Source organism: Mycobacterium sp. (assembly GCF_051006775.1).
Classification (GTDB): domain Bacteria; phylum Actinomycetota; class Actinomycetes; order Mycobacteriales; family Mycobacteriaceae; genus Mycobacterium.
In genome coordinates, this window is the sequence record NZ_JBPCSX010000135.1 from 1 (window position 1) to 14,621 (window position 14,621).

A 14,621-nucleotide genomic window follows, 5' to 3' on the forward strand; every position below is an offset into this window, starting at 1 on the left:
TCGAGGGGGCGGTGCTGATCGCCCTCTATATCGCGATCGCGACGGCGTTCTGGTGGGGATAGCGCTTCGGCGGCTGGCGCTGGCCGCGATGCTCGTCGCCGGGTTCGTGTTCACCGCGCCGCCGGTGACGGCGGATCCCCTCGGGGATATCCGCGCCGAACTCGACGGCCTCGAAATCAAGGGCCGCGCACCGAAATCCGGCTACAGCCGCAGTGAATTCGGTGATGCCTGGACCGACGATGTCAACGTCGCCGGTGGTCACAACGGGTGCGACACCCGCAACGACATGTTGCGCCGCGACCTGGTCGACGTTGTGAGCAACGGGTGTGTGGTGCTCAGCGGCGTTCTCAACGACCCCTATACCGGGACATCGGTGGACTTCCTGCGTGGCGAGGAAACCTCCGCGTTGGTCCAGATCGACCATATGGTGGCGCTGTCGGATGCCTGGCAGAAGGGCGCGGCGCAGTGGGACGAGATGCGGCGGCAGGAATTCGCCAACGATCCGCGCAACCTGCAGGCCACCCTGGGATGGATCAACACGCAGAAGGGCAATGGTGATGCGGCGACGTGGTTACCGCCCGACAAGTCCTACCGATGCGTCTATGTGTCACGGATCGTCGACGTGAAATCCGCCTACGGACTCTGGGTGACCCAGGCGGAGCACGACGCGATCGTCCGAGTGCTGGATCAGTGCGGCTAGACCTGGATGATCTGGCCGTCGAGGGTGAGGGTGAGCAGGGTTTGTCGCTGACCGAGGATGCCGCTGCCGTCGTCGGACACCAGCAGCAGGCTGTAGGAGCCGTCGGAGCGTAGTGGGCCGAGGGCTATGCCTTCGAAGTTGGTGAGCGCGAAATATCCCTGCCACAGCAGCGTTTTGGTGACCGCGGTGAAACCGCCGCCGGTCAGGCTGGGAACGTTCGAGACGTCGGTCGCGTCGGTGAAGTCGATCGCGTACAGCCGCGATCGGAAGACCGGTAGGAACCCGCCCAGTTCCCGTTCCAGGCTCAGCACCCGGCCATCTGGCAACGCCACCACGTCGACCAGGCCGCTGCGCTCGGCGTCGGTGAACGGCGACAGTTCGGAGATGGGATCGGTCCGGTAGGCGTACTGCGCGGCGGGGGTGAAGTCGGAACCGGTGAACTTCTGGATCCGGACCCAACTGCCGACCGTGGTGCTCGACAGTGACCCGTCGGAGCGCAAAGCCTCCTCATTGCCGGTCCACAGCGCGCCCGCACCGTATGCCAGTGATTCCAGGCCGAAGTTGCCCTGAACATTGGCGGGGCGGTAGATGTCGGGAACGGCGACGGAGCCGACTTTCGAGCCGTCGGTCAGACTGAATTCGGTGATGGTGGAGTCGATCTCGTCGGCGACCCAGACGCTGCTACCCGACGGTGTCAGGGCGATTCCTTCGGAGTCGCGCCCCAGTGCCGGCGCGGCGATTCCCGATGAGACGAATCCCGATCTGATCCCGGCGGGTGGGGAGCCCAGCGAGGTGTAGAGCCCCCAGATCGACTTTGCGCCGTTGTCGCCCACCGAGTAGTAGGTGGTACCGCCGGCGTAGGTGATTCCGCTGAGTTCGGCGGCCCCGGTACCCCGGCTGCTCAGACTGAACGGACTCAGTGCGACGGGACGAACCGACGGTGCCGGAGAGGTCCCGGATCGTGCGGTGCGGTGGTGGCTCGAAACCGCTTTGGCGGCTGGGGCTTTCGCGCGTGTTACGGGGGCGTCGGTGCCGTCGGCTGCGGCCGGTGCCGCGGCGGCGATCGCCGCGCCCATCCCGAGTGCGGCGGCAGCTGCCCAGACCCGGGCGTCGAGATTCACCTGCGGCTACACCACGACGGGCTTCAGCGGGGTCAGATCGGTCTTCATCAGCACCACGTTGTAGTTGCTCCAGATCGACATGTTCCAGTACAGCGTGCTGACGTCGGGATTGCCCGTGGCATCGGTGAGATCACCGGTGCCGGACAGCGGATGGATCAGCGGCGCGTACAGACCGGGGTAGGTCAGCGAGGTCGCGATGGTGACCGGATCCGACCACGGACCCTCCGGGGTGTCGGCGGTCCGCAGGATCACGTTGTTGGCGCCGTTGCCGTAGAGCACCACGTACTTGTCGAGATACTCGTTGTACTGCACCGACATCTCGCTCACGTTGCCACCGGTCTTGGCGCCGACGAGGCCGGCGAACCAGCCGCCGAAGAAGTTCGGGTTGTTGGCGATATCGCGGACGAAACCGAACAATCCCGCCGAGTTCGGTGAGTCGCCGAGGACCGGCGCGGCGACGGCCGGTCGATCCTGGACCCACTTGCTGCCGTCCCAGTAGTCGTACTGCGACAGATCGGTGATGGAACCCTCCGGCACCCGGGACAGGAAGGCTGAACCGGCCCGGCCGGCCGGTGTTCCGAACGCGTAGACGAACTGAGTTTCACCGGGGGCGACCTTGCTGTCCGGCTCGCGCACATACGCCATCTGCTGGAAGTTCTGGTCACCGGCCCGGTAGCGGGTCGACGAGCGGAACCAGCCTGCAGAGCGGACGGTGGAGGTTTGCAGCACCCACTTGTCGCTCGCCGCGTCATACATCGACACGGCCGAGTAGTTGGTGGTCCAGCGGCCGGGGGTGTCCCAGGATTTCACCGACATGTAGCTGACGTAGTTCTTGGTGTCGGTGTAGACCGCCGAGGTCGGGATGTTGGTGGTCTCCGACCCGATGAAGAACACCTGATTGCGCGCGGCTGGAATGAACTGGTAGGCCGGGCCGGTGTTGATCAGGCTCAGTCCGTCGTACAGCTGGGTGTCATCGCTGAGCAGCAGCACGTTGGAGCGCCAGTCACCGCTCATGTTCGCTCCGCTGAAGGTGTCGCCGAAGGCCAGCTGGGTGTTGCCGTTGTCGGGGTTGAACCACATGATCCCGAGGTCGGTGCCGTAGACATTGGCCCAGCGGGTGTTGTTGGTCTGGGTCCAGGCCATGCCGGGATAGGCCGAATTGCGCTGACCGGTGACCCAGCCGACCGGAGTCGAGGTGAGCGTGGTGGGCGTGGCGGCCACCACTGCGGCAGCACGAGCCGACCGTGCCGCTGCCGGGCCGGCGGGGTTGGGGGCCGACGCCCGGCGGCTGACGGGTGTGGCCGTCCGGGCGGGACCGCGACGCGTTGCGGTCACCGATGCTCTGCTCTGCGCCGGGGCCGAGCGGGCCGCTGGACCGGGCCCGTCCGAGGCGGTCGCGGTATCGGCCGAGGCGGTGCCGGATGCCACGGCGGCTCCGATGCCCAACCCGATACCCAATCCGATGGCGAGTGCCCCGATTCGGCCGATGTACGCGGCTGCGACTGTGGGTGAACTCATCACTACGCTCCTGCTCGGCGACTCTGGCAAAGGTGACCCGGCAGGGGGTCTAGAGCACTGTACTCACTCTTCGCTCAGGATTTCCACAGCCAGAGCTCAGTGCGGCAAAGCCGCAACGAACCTGTGATCAGATGCTCGGCAGAATCTCGGCCATTCGCGAGACCACCGCCTGGAGGGCCTTGATCGGGCGGATCATCACCTTCACCGAGGTGATCCTGTCCTCGGTGTTCCAGCGGATCAGGTCGATGCCCTCGACCGTGACGCCGTCAATCTCGGCCGCGAACTCCAGAACCGCGGAGCCGTCTGCGAACCACATGTCGACGTAGTGGAACCCGGTATTGCTGAACATCTGCTCGGCGGCGCGCAGATAGGTAGCCGCCTTGGCGCGTCCGTGCTGGGGAGTGAAAACGGCGGGGGAGTAGAACACCGCATCCTCGGCCAGCAAGGCATCGAGGTCGGCGGTGTGGCCGTCGACGATGACGCTGAGCCAGCGCTCGATCACCGCAGGAGTCGCTACCCCCATGACCAGAGCGACATATCGTCGGCAGGGTACGCAGCGCATACGTCGGTGGCGCGGGCGGCCACGCCCTTGTTGTTGAAGAACAGCTTCGCCCAGTTGGGCCACTTCCAGGACATCGGCTCGAAGAACGCGTCGGTGGCGATGTTCTCGGAATACTGGCGACGGCCGGCGTAATCCATCGAGAAGAACCAGTGGATGCGGTCCTGAGCCCCCTGCTGCACATCGGCGGGCTTGTTGTTGTAGTCGATCATGTACCGCTCGTAGTAGACCGGCCGGACGTCACGGACGGCCGCCATGATCTGCTCCGCGGTGCATGAGGTGTTCAGGATGCGGAACGGAATCGGGTAGTCGTCAGTGGCATCCGCCGACGCCGGCACCGGGGCCGCGCCCACCGCCATCGCCCCGGCCAGTGCGACCGCTATCGCTGCCCGTCGAATTCGAATCATCGGCATACCTGTCATCTTAATTTTAATTCTCCTCACTGCGCGCTGAGCGCAAGTCGATCGGTGTCCGGCGCCGCACTGACGGCGTCTGGGGAAGGCCACGGCGCAGGCACCGGCCGCGGGCGAACGATGGTGGGCCACCAGAACCAGGGGCCCAGCAGGGCAGCGATGGCAGGGGTCATGAACGATCGCACGATCAAGGTGTCGAACAACAGGCCCAGTGCGATCGCGGTGCCCACCTGACCGGCGACCCTCAGGTCACTGAACAACATCGCCGCCATGGTGAACGCGAACACCAGGCCCGCCGAGGTCACCACTGAACCACTGCCGGCCATCCCGCGGATTATCCCGGTGCTGAGCCCGGCATGGATCTCTTCTTTGAATCGCGATACCAGCAGCAGGTTGTAGTCAGAACCCACCGCCATCAGGATGATCACCGACATCGCGATCACCATCCAGTGCACCGGAATTCCGATGATGTGCTGCCAGATCAGCACCGTCATACCGAAGGCCGACCCCAGCGAGATCACCACCGTGCCAACGATGACCGCGGCGGCAACCACGCTTCGCGTCACGATCAGCATGATGATGAAGATCAGGCACAGCGCAGCGATTCCGGCGATCAGCAGATCGTAGTTGGCAGCGTTCTGCAGGTCGTTGTAGGTCGTGGCGGTGCCGGCCAGATAGACCCTGGAACCCTCCAGTGGGGTGCCCTTGATGGACTCGAAGGCCTTGTCCTTGATCTTGCCGGTCAAGGCCAGACCTTTCGGTGTGGCCGGGTCACCCTCGTGGGCGATGATGAACCGAACCGATTTTCCATCCGGTGAGACGAACATCTTCAGGCCGCGCTGGAATTCCGGATTCGTGAAGACCTCCGGCGGCAGGTAGAACGAGTCGTCGTTCTTGGAAGCGTCGAATGCCCTGCCCATGGCGGTGGCGTTTTCCTGCATCGCCTCCATCTGGTCCTGCATTCCGCCCATGGTGGACTGCATGGTGAGCATCATCGTCTTCATCGTCTTCATGTTGGCGATCATCGGCGGCATGACGGTCAGCATTTCCGGCATCAGCACGTCGAGTTTCTCCATGTCGACGACCGTCGCGGCGAGATCATCACTGAGTGCGTCGACTCCGTCGAGGCTGTCGAAGACCGACTTGAACGCGTGACACACGGGGATGTCGAAACAGTGTGGTTCCCAGTAGAAGTAGTTACGAACAGGTCGGAGTAAATCGTCGAACTCCGCGAGGTTGTCGCGGATTCTGTTGGTGTCCTCCACCATCCGCTTGGTCATGATGACCATCTCGTGAGTGACACCGGTGAGCTTGCTCATCAGCGCATAGGTCTTCTCCATATTGTCGACGGTGGCCTGCAGATCGTCGCCCATCTTCAGCATGTCCTTCATGCGGTCCTGGAGATAGGACATGTTGAGCTGCTGGGTGGCTCCGGACATGCTGATGATGAAGGGGATCGAGGTGTGCTCGATCGGGGTGCCCTGCGGACGGGTGATGGCCTGAACCCGCCCGACGCCGGGAATATGGAAGATGTTCTTGGCCACCCTGTCGACGACCAGCATGTCCGCCGGGTTACGCAGGTCGTGGTCGGCTTCGATCATCAGCAGTTCGGGGTTCATCCGCGCCTGCGGAAAGTGCCGGTCGGCCGCAAGATAGCCCTGGTTCGCCGGGATTTCGGGGGGCAGGTATTTGCGGTCGTTGTAGCTGGTGCGATACGACGGCAGCGCGAGCAATCCGATGAGCGCCAATGCCACCGACGCCACCAGGATCGGCACGGGCCAACGGACCACGGCGGTTCCGACCCGTCGCCAGGTGCGGGTGTTCAACGTCCGTTTCGGTTCGAACAGGCCGAACCGGCTGCCGATGGTGATAACCGCCGGCCCCAGGGACAGGGCGGCGAAGACCGCGACGAGCATGCCGATCGACAGCGGGAAACCCAGCGACCGGAAGTACGGCAATCGGGTGAAGTGCAGACAGAAGGTCGCCCCGGCGATGGTCAGACCGGAGCCCAGGATCACGTGTGCAGTGCCGCGATACATTGTGTAGTAAGCGGTTTCGCGGTCTTCGCCGCTCTGCCGGGCCTCGTGGTAACGGCCCAGTAGGAATATCGCGTAGTCGGTGGCCGCTGCAATCGCCAGTGTGGTCAACAGATTCACCGCGAAGGTGGACAGACCGATCAGGTCGATATCCGCCAGGAACGCGATGATGCCGCGCGCGGCGGTCAACTCGAGGAACACCATGAAGAGCACGAGCACGACGGTGACCACCGAGCGATAGACGAACAGCAGCATCACGAAGATGATCGTGATGGTCAGTCCGGTGATGAGCGGGATGGTTTTGTCCCCGGCCTTGCGCTGATCGTGGCTCAGCGCCGTCGGGCCGGTGACATACACCTTGACCCCGGGCGGCGGTGCGCTCGCGTTGACAATTGCGTTGACAGCGTCGACCGACTCGTTGGCCAGGTGCTCACCCTGGTTCCCGGCCAGATAGAGCTGGACGTAGGCGGCCTTGCCGTCAGCGCTCTGGGCGCCGGTCGCTGTGAGCGGATCGCCCCAGAAGTCCTGGATGTGCTGAACGTGGGTTTTGTCGGCGCTGAGCTTTTTGATCAATTCGGCGTAGTAGGCGTGGGCGTCTGCGCCCAGCGGCTGGTCGCCCTCGAGCAACACCATCGCCGAACTGTTGGAGCTGAACTCCTCGAAGTTCCTGCCGATCTGCTTCATCGCCTTCATCGACGGTGCGTCCTCGGGTGACAGCGACACCGTCTTGGTCTCGCCGATCACCTCCAGTGACGGCACGGCGACGGTGACCAGAACCGTGAGGCCGACCCAGGCCAACAGGACCGGCACGGCGAACCTGCGGATGAAGTACGGGATCCTGGGGTGGTTGTCAGACGCGGTGTTCGGGGCCGCCGGGGGCGTCGCACCGTTCGAGGACGCTCCGCGCCTCAACAGTTTGACCATTGGATTCCCCGCGACCGTGGAACTGACACCGACCAAAGATTAGCTCATGTAAGTGTTCGGCATACAATCGGCGACATGAGCTTTTGGAGGCGGTCCCTGGTGGTTCTCGGTGCCGTGGTCGCGGCCGTCGCGGTGGCCGCTCCGGCGCACGCCGATCCGGACACCGACTTCGCCGATCAGTTGCACGGTTACGGGATCTACGGGCAGCGTGACTACAACGCCTGGCTGGGCAAGATCACCTGCAAGCGACTGGCCCGGGGCGTCGACGGCGACGCCTACGCCTCCGAGGCGTTCGTCGCACGGAACCTGCAACGCGACACCACCCAGTCGCAGGCGTGGCAGTTCCTCGGTGCGGCGATCACCACCTACTGCCCCGATCAGATCGGTGTGCTGCAGGCCGCAGCGCAGTAGCCACGACGGTGAGTGCAGCCGTCGATCGGACGGTCACCGATCACATTCCCGCGCCACCGGATGAGGTGCGGGCGTACTACGTCGATCTGAAAAACCTTGCCGCCGTGCATCCGTTGATCGTTTCGGTGAACCTGATCTCGGACTCGGCGACCGACGGTGTGCGCGAGACCACGTACCGCATCAAAGACCGGGTGCCGGTCGGATTGCTGACCGTCCCGGCCACCTACACGGCGATCATCCGGGTTCCGGTGGACGGCCCGGTGACGTCCCTGGCGATGCAGTTCCCCGGCATCCGACTGCAATCGCGGGTGTCCTTCGACCCCGTCGACGGCGGGACCCGGCTCACCGAGAGCATCCGGATCAGCGCCCCCCGGCCGCTGCTGGGAGTGACCGTGCGCGGGGCGGTCGCCGCCCATACCGAGATGCTGGCCGGGATCCGCCGGCACTTCGCCGGGTGATCGTCTCAGCCGGCCAGTTTGCCGTTGTCAATCTCATAGATCGCGCCGTGCACGGCTGCCGCGTCATCGGAGGCAAGGAATGCGATGACCGAGGCCACATCGACCGGTTCCATTAGGCCCCGAGGGGCGGCGATGCGCATGATCAGTTTGAAGTCGGCGTTATCCGGGGCGGAGAAATCGGTGACCTGGGGGGTCAGCATGCCGCCCGGGCAGACCGCGTTGACCCGCACGCGTTCCCGGGTGTACTCGACCGCCAGCGCGCGGGTCAATCCGACGAGTCCGTGCTTGGCCGAGCAGTAGCCCGCCGAGTAGACCTCGCCCTCGACCCCGGCGACCGAGGAGACATTGACGATATTGCCCCCGTCGAGCAGGTGCGGCAGGGCCGCCCGGCACAGGTGGAACGGCGCGCTGAGGTTGACCGCCAGGTCGTAGGCCCAGTCATCGTCGGTGACCTCGGCGGTGTGGCGCATCTGATGGAAACCGGCCGCGTTGACCAGCACATCGAGCTTTCCGAATCGCTCAACGCACTGCTCGACCGCGGCCCGGCAGGCCTGCGGGCTGGTGATGTCGACGGACGCGAATGCGCCGCCCGGGACGTCCTCGAACACCGCCGCCATCCGTTCGGTGTCGCGCGCGATCCCGAAGACCGTCGCGCCCCGCTGCGCGAAGAGCTTCGCCACCGCCGCGCCGAGTCCCGATGACGCCCCGGTGACCAGGGCAACCTTCCCGTCCAGCTGTGCCATCATCAGGCCCTTTCGCTACAGGTGCACAATGCGCCGTCTGACCGCGTTGGGCACGTAATCCTGACGTTTGTGCACGTCCGAGGCCTAGACATTACGCGAGAGTGACCATGTGCCGCCCGGGCAAGCGCTGCGGCCGAGGATCGTCTTGAATTGAGGCGACGCCGACGAGGGGAGGTAGAGGCGGATGCGCGCGATCATTGCTGACCAGCCGACGGCCGCCCTGCCATCTCCGGCGTTCGAGGCCTGGCGCGAGACACTTCGGGTGGCTGCGCTGGGTCACGTCTCGGACTTCGTCGACACCCACTGCGTGCCGCAACTGCAGCGCACCGGTATCGACATCGCCCCCGGCGTTCTGACCGGGCTGCTCGGTGGCGGCAAATGCCTGCGGTCGACCTTCATGTACCTGGGCTGGCGCTGCGGCGCGGGCCCCGACTCCGAAGCCGACACCTCCGATGCCGACACGGCGGCCCTGCGCGCCGCGGCCGGTCTGGAACTGCTGCAGGCCTTCGCGCTGCTGCAGGACGACGTCATGGATGACTCGCCGCTGCGCCGCGGCCGGCCGGCGGCTCACGTCCAGTTCGGCGACTGGCATCGCAACCGGCGGCTGTCCGGCTCCGGGGAACGGTTCGGGGCGGCGCTGGCCGTGCTGCTCTCTGATCTGTGTCTGGTCTGGGCCGAGCAGATGATGCGGGAGAGCGGGGTGGATTCGGCCGCACTGACCCGGGCCTGGCCGCACTACGACGCGATGCGGGTCGAACTGGCCGTCGGGCAGTTCGCCGACGTGGCCAACGACGCCGGGGCGTTGCCCACCCTGGAGTCCGATCTCGACGTGGCCCGCCGCAAATCCGGCAACTACACCGTCCGGCGGCCGTTGGAGATCGGCGCCGCGATGGCCGGCCGCCAGGACCTGCTGGGCGCCCTGGGCGGTTACGGCGAAGCCATCGGCGAGGCGTTCCAGCTGCGCGACGACCTGCTGGGGGTGTTCGGCTCGACGGAGCTGACCGGTAAGCCCGCCGGTGGGGACCTCGCCGAGCGTAAGGCCACCAGCGTCGTCGTCGCCGCCCAGCAGATGGCTGACCAGAGCGTTCGCCGGCAGTTCGCCGAACTGATGAGCGCCGATGACCTCAACGCGGCCGATATCGCGCGCTGGCGGACTTTGATTGCTGCCACCGGCGCGGTTGACTTGATCGAAGAGATGATCGCCGGGCGGGTGGCTGCGGCCGAGGGACATATCGACGATGATCGGATCAATGACTCGGTGCGGAGTGCACTGTTCGAGATGGCGGCCGTCTGCACCCTGCGGGCCGCCTGAGATGAGGAGCCGATGATGCGAACTGTTCCAGGATCGACCGACCACGTGGTCGTGGTGGGGGCGGGTCTGGCAGGACTGTCGGCGGCGCTTCAGCTCGCCGGGCAGGGCCGCGAGGTGACCGTCGTCGAGCGTTACGGATACCCCGGTGGCAGGGTCGGCCAGGCCGATATCCGCGGCTACCGCATCGACACCGGCGCGACCGTGCTGACCATGCCCGACATCATCGAAGAGGCCTTCAACGCCGTCGGCGCCGCAATGAGCGACTACCTCGAACTGATGCCGTCCGATCCGGCCTATCGCGCGTCCTTCGCCGACGGATCCAGTCTGGACGTGCACGCGGACGGTGAGCAGATGGCCGCTGCCATCGAAGCGTTCGCCGGGCCTGATCAGGCCGCCGGTTACTGGCGGCTCCGGACCTGGCTGACCGAGCTGTACAAGTTGGAGATCGACGGGTTCATCGGGTCCAACTTCTCGTCCCCGCTGTCCCTACTCACCCCGCAACTGGCACGGCTGGCGGCCATCGGCGGATTCCGTGGGTGGGAGAAAATGGTCGGCCGTTTCATCACCGACGAGCGCCTGCAGCGGATTTTCACCTTCCAGGCGCTCTACGCCGGCGTTCCGCCCCAGCGGGCGCTGGCCGCGTACGCGGTGATCGCCTACATGGACACCATTGCCGGTGTGTACTTCCCGCGTGGCGGCATGCGGGCCGTGCCCGAAGCACTTGCCGCGGCGGCGACGAAGGCCGGCGTCACGTTCCGCTATGGATCGACCGTGACGAAGCTGGAGCGGTCCGGCTCCCGCGTCACCGCGGTCACCGTCGACTCCGGTGACCGGATCGCCTGCGACGCGGTGATTCTCACCACCGATCTGCCGCTCACCTATGAACTCCTGGGTCGCACGCCGAAGCGTCCGATCAAGTTCCGGCCGTCGCCGTCAGCCGTCGTCATGCACGTGGGTGTGCCATCGGTGAACGGAGCGCTTCAGCACCACAACATCAGCTTCGGTCGCAGCTGGTCGAAGACCTTCGACGAGATCATCGACGACGGGACGTTGATGAGTGACCCGTCGCTGCTGGTCACCATGCCGACCGCGGGAGACCCGACGCTGGCACCCGCCGGACGCGATCTGCTGTTCATCCTCGCGCCCTGCCCGAATCTCGAAGTGGGCAAAGTCAATTGGGCGGCCGACGGCGATGCCTACGCGCATCAGATGCTCGCGACCGCAGCCGAGCGACTGCTCCCCGGACTCGACCGCGACGCCGACATCCTCGACGTCGTGACCCCGGCTGACTGGGCCCGCCAGGGCATGCTCGCGGGTTCACCGTTTGCGCTGGCGCACACCTTCTCCCAGACCGGACCCTTCCGGCCGGCCAACCTGGTGCGCGGTGTCGACAACGCCGTCCTGGCCGGGGGGTCGACGGTGCCCGGCGTGGGCGTGCCCACCGCGCTGCTGTCCGGCCGGTTGGCCGCGCAGCGGATCACCGGTGCCGACCAGGATCGGTCGCGCACGCGGACGATCATCAGTTCGGAGTCGACGGCATGATTCGCGCCGAACTACATGCCGCGGGTATCGATGACGAACGTCTACGCGAGTCCTACCGGTACTGCCGCCGGCTCAACGCCGAGCACGGTCGCACCTACTTCCTGGCCACCCGTCTGCTGGCCCCGTCGCAGCGCCCGGCGGTGCACGCGCTCTATGGTTTCGCCCGCTACGCCGACGACATCCTCGACGACCTGACCTCCGATGCTCCGATATCGGATCGCGAGGCCCGCCTGGAGCGGCTGGCGGCGAAGTTCTTCGACGGATCCGACGACGGGTCCGAACCGGTGCTGCCCGCGGTGCTTCACACCGCCCGCACCTACCGCATCCCGCTGAACCTGTTCGACGACTTCCTGACGTCGATGCGGATGGACCTCACCGTCACCGACTATCCGGACCGCCCCGCGCTGGACCACTACATGCGAGGCTCCGCGGAGGTCATCGGTCTGCAGATGCTGCCGATCCTGGGCACCGTGGGACCGCTGTGCGACGCCGAACCGTACGCCGAGGCGCTGGGGCAGGCTTTCCAGCTGACCAACTTCCTGCGCGATATCAACGAGGATCTCGAGCGCAATCGGGTTTACCTGCCCGCCGATGAACTGGCCGCGTTCGGTGTTGATCGGGAGTTGCTGATGTGGTGCCATGACAATCGCCGCACCGACCCCCGGGTGCGCCAGGCGCTGGAGGCCCAGCATGTCATCGCCCGGGAGATCTACCAGAAGGCCGACAGGGGGATCGCCCTGCTGGCGCCGCAGTCGCGGCCGTGCGTGCGGACGGCCTTCACCCTGTACTCGGAGATTCTGAACCGGATCGAGGAGATCGATTTCGAGGTCTTCAGCCAGCGTGCGTCGGTCGGAACAGCCCGCCGCCTTCAGGTGTTCGCCGGCGGGCTGGTCAAGGCCAGGCGCGCGCGGAGTAGGCGCTGATGGACCGTTGGCAGTACCTGCTGCTTCTCGGCGGCTGCCTCCTGATCACCCTGCCCCTGGAGATCTTCGGCGCCGGTGTCTACCGTCAGCCGCGTCGGCTGGTTCGGGCCCTTGCCCCGGTCGCCCTGGTCTTCCTGGTGTGGGACGCCATCGCGATCTCGCTGCACGTCTGGCACTACAACCCGCGGTACGTCAGCGGGATCAACGTTCCGTTCATGCCGCTGGAGGAGTTCCTGTTCTTTCTCGTCATCCCGCTGTGTGGGCTGCTGACCTACTCCGCCGTCAGTACCATCCTCGGCATGCTGCACAGGGTCCGTTCACAACGGACTGGGGCCGAACGGGCCCGGCGGTGACGGGCCTGGGATACACGCTGCCCGCCGTCGTCGCTGTGGTTGCGGTGTGTGTGCTGGAATTAGCGGTGTTGCGCACCGGCCTACTCCGCAAGCCGGCCTACTGGATATCGATGGTGATCGTGGTTGGGTTCCAGATCTTGATGGACGGGTGGCTGACGAAGCTGTCCGCGCCGATCGTCATCTACGACGATGCGCACACCTCCGGTCTGCGATTTCCGTGGGACATCCCGGTGGAGGACTTCCTGTTCGGGTGGGCCCTGGTGACCGCCGTCCTGCTGCTCTGGGTCAGGCAGGGGCAGCAGCGATGAGCGCCGAGCGCGGTGGGGTGCTCAGGAACGGTCTGCCCAAGTCACAGGTGCCCGGCGCGTTCGATGACGGCGCGAGTGCCTATGACCGGCTCGTCGGCGCCAACCCCGGCTACCACAATCACCTGCGAATCTCGGCGCGCCGGATGCGCATTCCCAACGGCGGCCGCGGACTTCGGTTGCTCGACGCGGGTTGCGGCACGGGCGCCTCGACCGCGGCACTGCTCGAGGCGGCCCCGCACGCCGAGATCGTCGCGGTGGACGCCTCGGCCGGCATGCTCGAGCAGGCCCGCGCCAAGTCCTGGCCCGAGTCGGTGCGCTTCGTGCACACGCCGATCGAGGGACTTGCCCAGGCCGGTGTGAGCGGGCCCTTCGATGGCATCCTCGCCGCCTACCTGCTGCGCAACCTCGCCGATCCGGACGCTCAGCTGCGCCGGTTCCGTGAACTTCTGCGCCCCGGCGCAACCTTGGCCGTGCACGAGTACTCGGTGGCCGATTCCGCAGCGGCGCAGGCGATCTGGAACGCGGTGTGCTGGGGCATCATCATTCCCGCCGGTCGGGTCCAGACCGGGGACAGCACGCTCTACCGGCACCTGTGGCGCAGCGTGAACGCGTTCGACGGGGCGGCCGACTTCCAACGTCGACTTGTCGCCGCCGGTTTCGCCGGCGTGCACAGCGAAACCATGCCGGGCTGGCAGCGCAACATCGTGCACACCTTCCTGGGGGACGCGCCATGAAAGATCCACGCCGCGTCGCCCACCCGGCGGCCCCCGGACTGCCGGACGCCCGCTCGCTGAAGGTCGTCCCGCATGTTGTGGTCATCGGTGCCGGCATCGCCGGTCTGGCCGCGGCCGCCGGACTCATCGAACGGGGCGTCACCGTTGAGGTGCTCGAGCGCGAGCCGAATCTCGGCGGCCGGGTAGCCGGCTGGACCGAGAAAATCGAGGACGGCCCGCTGGCGGGCACCGAGGTGGCCAATAACCGCGGCTTCCACGCGTTCTTCCGGCAGTACTACAACCTGCGGGCGCTGTTGCGCCGCAGCGATCCCGGACTGGAACGGCTGCACGCGGTGGAGGACTACCCGCTCATCGACGGCGAGGGCCGTCGCGACACCTTCCGCGGACTGCCGCAGACGCCGCCGTGGAACGCGCTGGTGTTCGCGCTGCGCAGCCCCACGTTCCGGTTTCGGGATCTGGTGCGGATCAATGCGAAAGCCGCCGCTCCGCTGGCCGCGGTCTCGGTACCGGGCATCTACGACCGGCTGGTCCTTCAGGACGCGGAGAGCTTCCTGTTGGAAATGTAG

Annotated in this window: 14 protein-coding genes and 2 pseudogenes; 10 read left to right on the forward strand and 6 right to left on the reverse strand. The window is 66.1% G+C overall.

What is annotated here, in order from left to right:
* Positions 1-88: 88 nt before the first annotated feature.
* Positions 89-697 (forward strand): annotated as a pseudogene (locus ACR2JI_RS09310) (GmrSD restriction endonuclease domain-containing protein); the annotation flags it as partial.
* Here ACR2JI_RS09310 and ACR2JI_RS09315 read toward each other — a convergent pair.
* From ACR2JI_RS09315 to ACR2JI_RS09335, 5 genes are all read right to left on the reverse strand, one after another.
* On the reverse strand, positions 697-1,821 hold the full coding sequence (locus ACR2JI_RS09315) for an esterase-like activity of phytase family protein (protein ID WP_526389794.1): 1,125 nt from the start codon (positions 1,819-1,821) through the stop codon (positions 697-699). The pseudogene ACR2JI_RS09310 and the gene ACR2JI_RS09315 overlap by 1 nt on opposite strands.
* Before the next feature lie 6 nt (positions 1,822-1,827).
* Positions 1,828-3,339, reverse strand: a complete 1,512-nt coding sequence (locus ACR2JI_RS09320; protein ID WP_526389795.1) for a DUF4185 domain-containing protein — start codon at positions 3,337-3,339, stop codon at positions 1,828-1,830.
* Between the two features lie 127 nt (positions 3,340-3,466).
* Positions 3,467-3,862, reverse strand: coding sequence for a nuclear transport factor 2 family protein (locus tag ACR2JI_RS09325; protein ID WP_526389796.1), 396 nt, complete (start codon positions 3,860-3,862; stop codon positions 3,467-3,469).
* A complete protein-coding gene (locus ACR2JI_RS09330) occupies positions 3,853-4,311 on the reverse strand; it encodes a DUF5078 domain-containing protein (RefSeq protein ID WP_526389797.1) in 459 nt (152 codons plus the stop codon). The genes ACR2JI_RS09325 and ACR2JI_RS09330 overlap by 10 nt, the downstream gene beginning before the upstream one ends.
* A gap of 26 nt (positions 4,312-4,337) precedes the next feature.
* The gene (locus ACR2JI_RS09335) at positions 4,338-7,271 is read right to left on the reverse strand and encodes an MMPL/RND family transporter (RefSeq protein WP_526389798.1); all 2,934 of its coding nucleotides are present in this window, start codon (positions 7,269-7,271) and stop codon (positions 4,338-4,340) included.
* Positions 7,272-7,346: 75 nt separating this feature from the next.
* Here ACR2JI_RS09335 and ACR2JI_RS09340 point away from each other — a divergent pair, with 75 nt between their 5' ends.
* Entirely contained in the window at positions 7,347-7,682 is a 336-nt protein-coding gene (locus tag ACR2JI_RS09340; protein ID WP_526389799.1) for a DUF732 domain-containing protein, read from the forward strand.
* An 8-nt stretch (positions 7,683-7,690) separates the two neighbouring features.
* Positions 7,691-8,140 carry an SRPBCC family protein gene (locus ACR2JI_RS09345; RefSeq protein ID WP_526389800.1) on the forward strand — a complete coding sequence of 150 codons (450 nt, stop codon included), beginning with the start codon at positions 7,691-7,693 and terminating at the stop codon, positions 8,138-8,140.
* Positions 8,141-8,145: 5 nt separating this feature from the next.
* Here ACR2JI_RS09345 and ACR2JI_RS09350 read toward each other — a convergent pair whose 3' ends face one another.
* Positions 8,146-8,883, reverse strand: a complete 738-nt coding sequence (locus ACR2JI_RS09350; RefSeq protein WP_526389801.1) for an SDR family NAD(P)-dependent oxidoreductase — start codon at positions 8,881-8,883, stop codon at positions 8,146-8,148.
* Positions 8,884-9,067: 184 nt separating this feature from the next.
* Here ACR2JI_RS09350 and ACR2JI_RS09355 point away from each other — a divergent pair, with 184 nt between their 5' ends.
* The 7 genes and pseudogenes from ACR2JI_RS09355 to ACR2JI_RS09385 form a co-directional block, all read left to right on the forward strand.
* Positions 9,068-10,195 carry a polyprenyl synthetase family protein gene (locus ACR2JI_RS09355; protein WP_526389802.1) on the forward strand — a complete coding sequence of 376 codons (1,128 nt, stop codon included), beginning with the start codon at positions 9,068-9,070 and terminating at the stop codon, positions 10,193-10,195.
* A 15-nt stretch (positions 10,196-10,210) separates the two neighbouring features.
* Positions 10,211-11,737, forward strand: coding sequence for a phytoene desaturase family protein (gene crtI, locus ACR2JI_RS09360; RefSeq protein ID WP_526389803.1), 1,527 nt, complete (start codon positions 10,211-10,213; stop codon positions 11,735-11,737).
* A complete protein-coding gene (locus ACR2JI_RS09365; protein ID WP_526389804.1) occupies positions 11,734-12,660 on the forward strand; it encodes a phytoene/squalene synthase family protein in 927 nt (308 codons plus the stop codon). The genes crtI and ACR2JI_RS09365 overlap by 4 nt, the downstream gene beginning before the upstream one ends.
* On the forward strand, positions 12,660-13,013 hold the full coding sequence (locus ACR2JI_RS09370) for a lycopene cyclase domain-containing protein (RefSeq protein ID WP_526389805.1): 354 nt from the start codon (positions 12,660-12,662) through the stop codon (positions 13,011-13,013). The genes ACR2JI_RS09365 and ACR2JI_RS09370 overlap by 1 nt, the downstream gene beginning before the upstream one ends.
* Positions 13,010-13,321: a lycopene cyclase domain-containing protein gene (locus ACR2JI_RS09375; RefSeq protein ID WP_526389806.1), complete on the forward strand. Its 312-nt coding sequence runs from the start codon at positions 13,010-13,012 to the stop codon at positions 13,319-13,321. Before ACR2JI_RS09370 ends, ACR2JI_RS09375 begins: the two co-directional genes overlap by 4 nt.
* A complete protein-coding gene (locus ACR2JI_RS09380) occupies positions 13,318-14,055 on the forward strand; it encodes a class I SAM-dependent methyltransferase (protein WP_526389807.1) in 738 nt (245 codons plus the stop codon). Before ACR2JI_RS09375 ends, ACR2JI_RS09380 begins: the two co-directional genes overlap by 4 nt.
* Positions 14,052-14,621: pseudogene (locus ACR2JI_RS09385) on the forward strand (FAD-dependent oxidoreductase); the annotation flags it as partial. The gene ACR2JI_RS09380 and the pseudogene ACR2JI_RS09385, both read left to right, overlap by 4 nt.

Coding starts and splice junctions, on each gene's coding strand:
- ACR2JI_RS09320 (WP_526389795.1), bottom strand. CDS start 3,339: ATGAGTTCACCCACAGTCGCAGCCGCGTACATCGGCCGAATCGGGGCA.
- ACR2JI_RS09325 (WP_526389796.1), bottom strand. CDS start 3,862: ATGGGGGTAGCGACTCCTGCGGTGATCGAGCGCTGGCTCAGCGTCATC.
- ACR2JI_RS09330 (WP_526389797.1), bottom strand. CDS start 4,311: ATGCCGATGATTCGAATTCGACGGGCAGCGATAGCGGTCGCACTGGCC.
- ACR2JI_RS09335 (WP_526389798.1), bottom strand. CDS start 7,271: ATGGTCAAACTGTTGAGGCGCGGAGCGTCCTCGAACGGTGCGACGCCC.
- ACR2JI_RS09340 (WP_526389799.1), top strand. CDS start 7,347: ATGAGCTTTTGGAGGCGGTCCCTGGTGGTTCTCGGTGCCGTGGTCGCG.
- ACR2JI_RS09350 (WP_526389801.1), bottom strand. CDS start 8,883: ATGGCACAGCTGGACGGGAAGGTTGCCCTGGTCACCGGGGCGTCATCG.
- ACR2JI_RS09355 (WP_526389802.1), top strand. CDS start 9,068: ATGCGCGCGATCATTGCTGACCAGCCGACGGCCGCCCTGCCATCTCCG.
- crtI (WP_526389803.1), top strand. CDS start 10,211: ATGCGAACTGTTCCAGGATCGACCGACCACGTGGTCGTGGTGGGGGCG.
- ACR2JI_RS09365 (WP_526389804.1), top strand. CDS start 11,734: ATGATTCGCGCCGAACTACATGCCGCGGGTATCGATGACGAACGTCTA.
- ACR2JI_RS09370 (WP_526389805.1), top strand. CDS start 12,660: ATGGACCGTTGGCAGTACCTGCTGCTTCTCGGCGGCTGCCTCCTGATC.
- ACR2JI_RS09380 (WP_526389807.1), top strand. CDS start 13,318: ATGAGCGCCGAGCGCGGTGGGGTGCTCAGGAACGGTCTGCCCAAGTCA.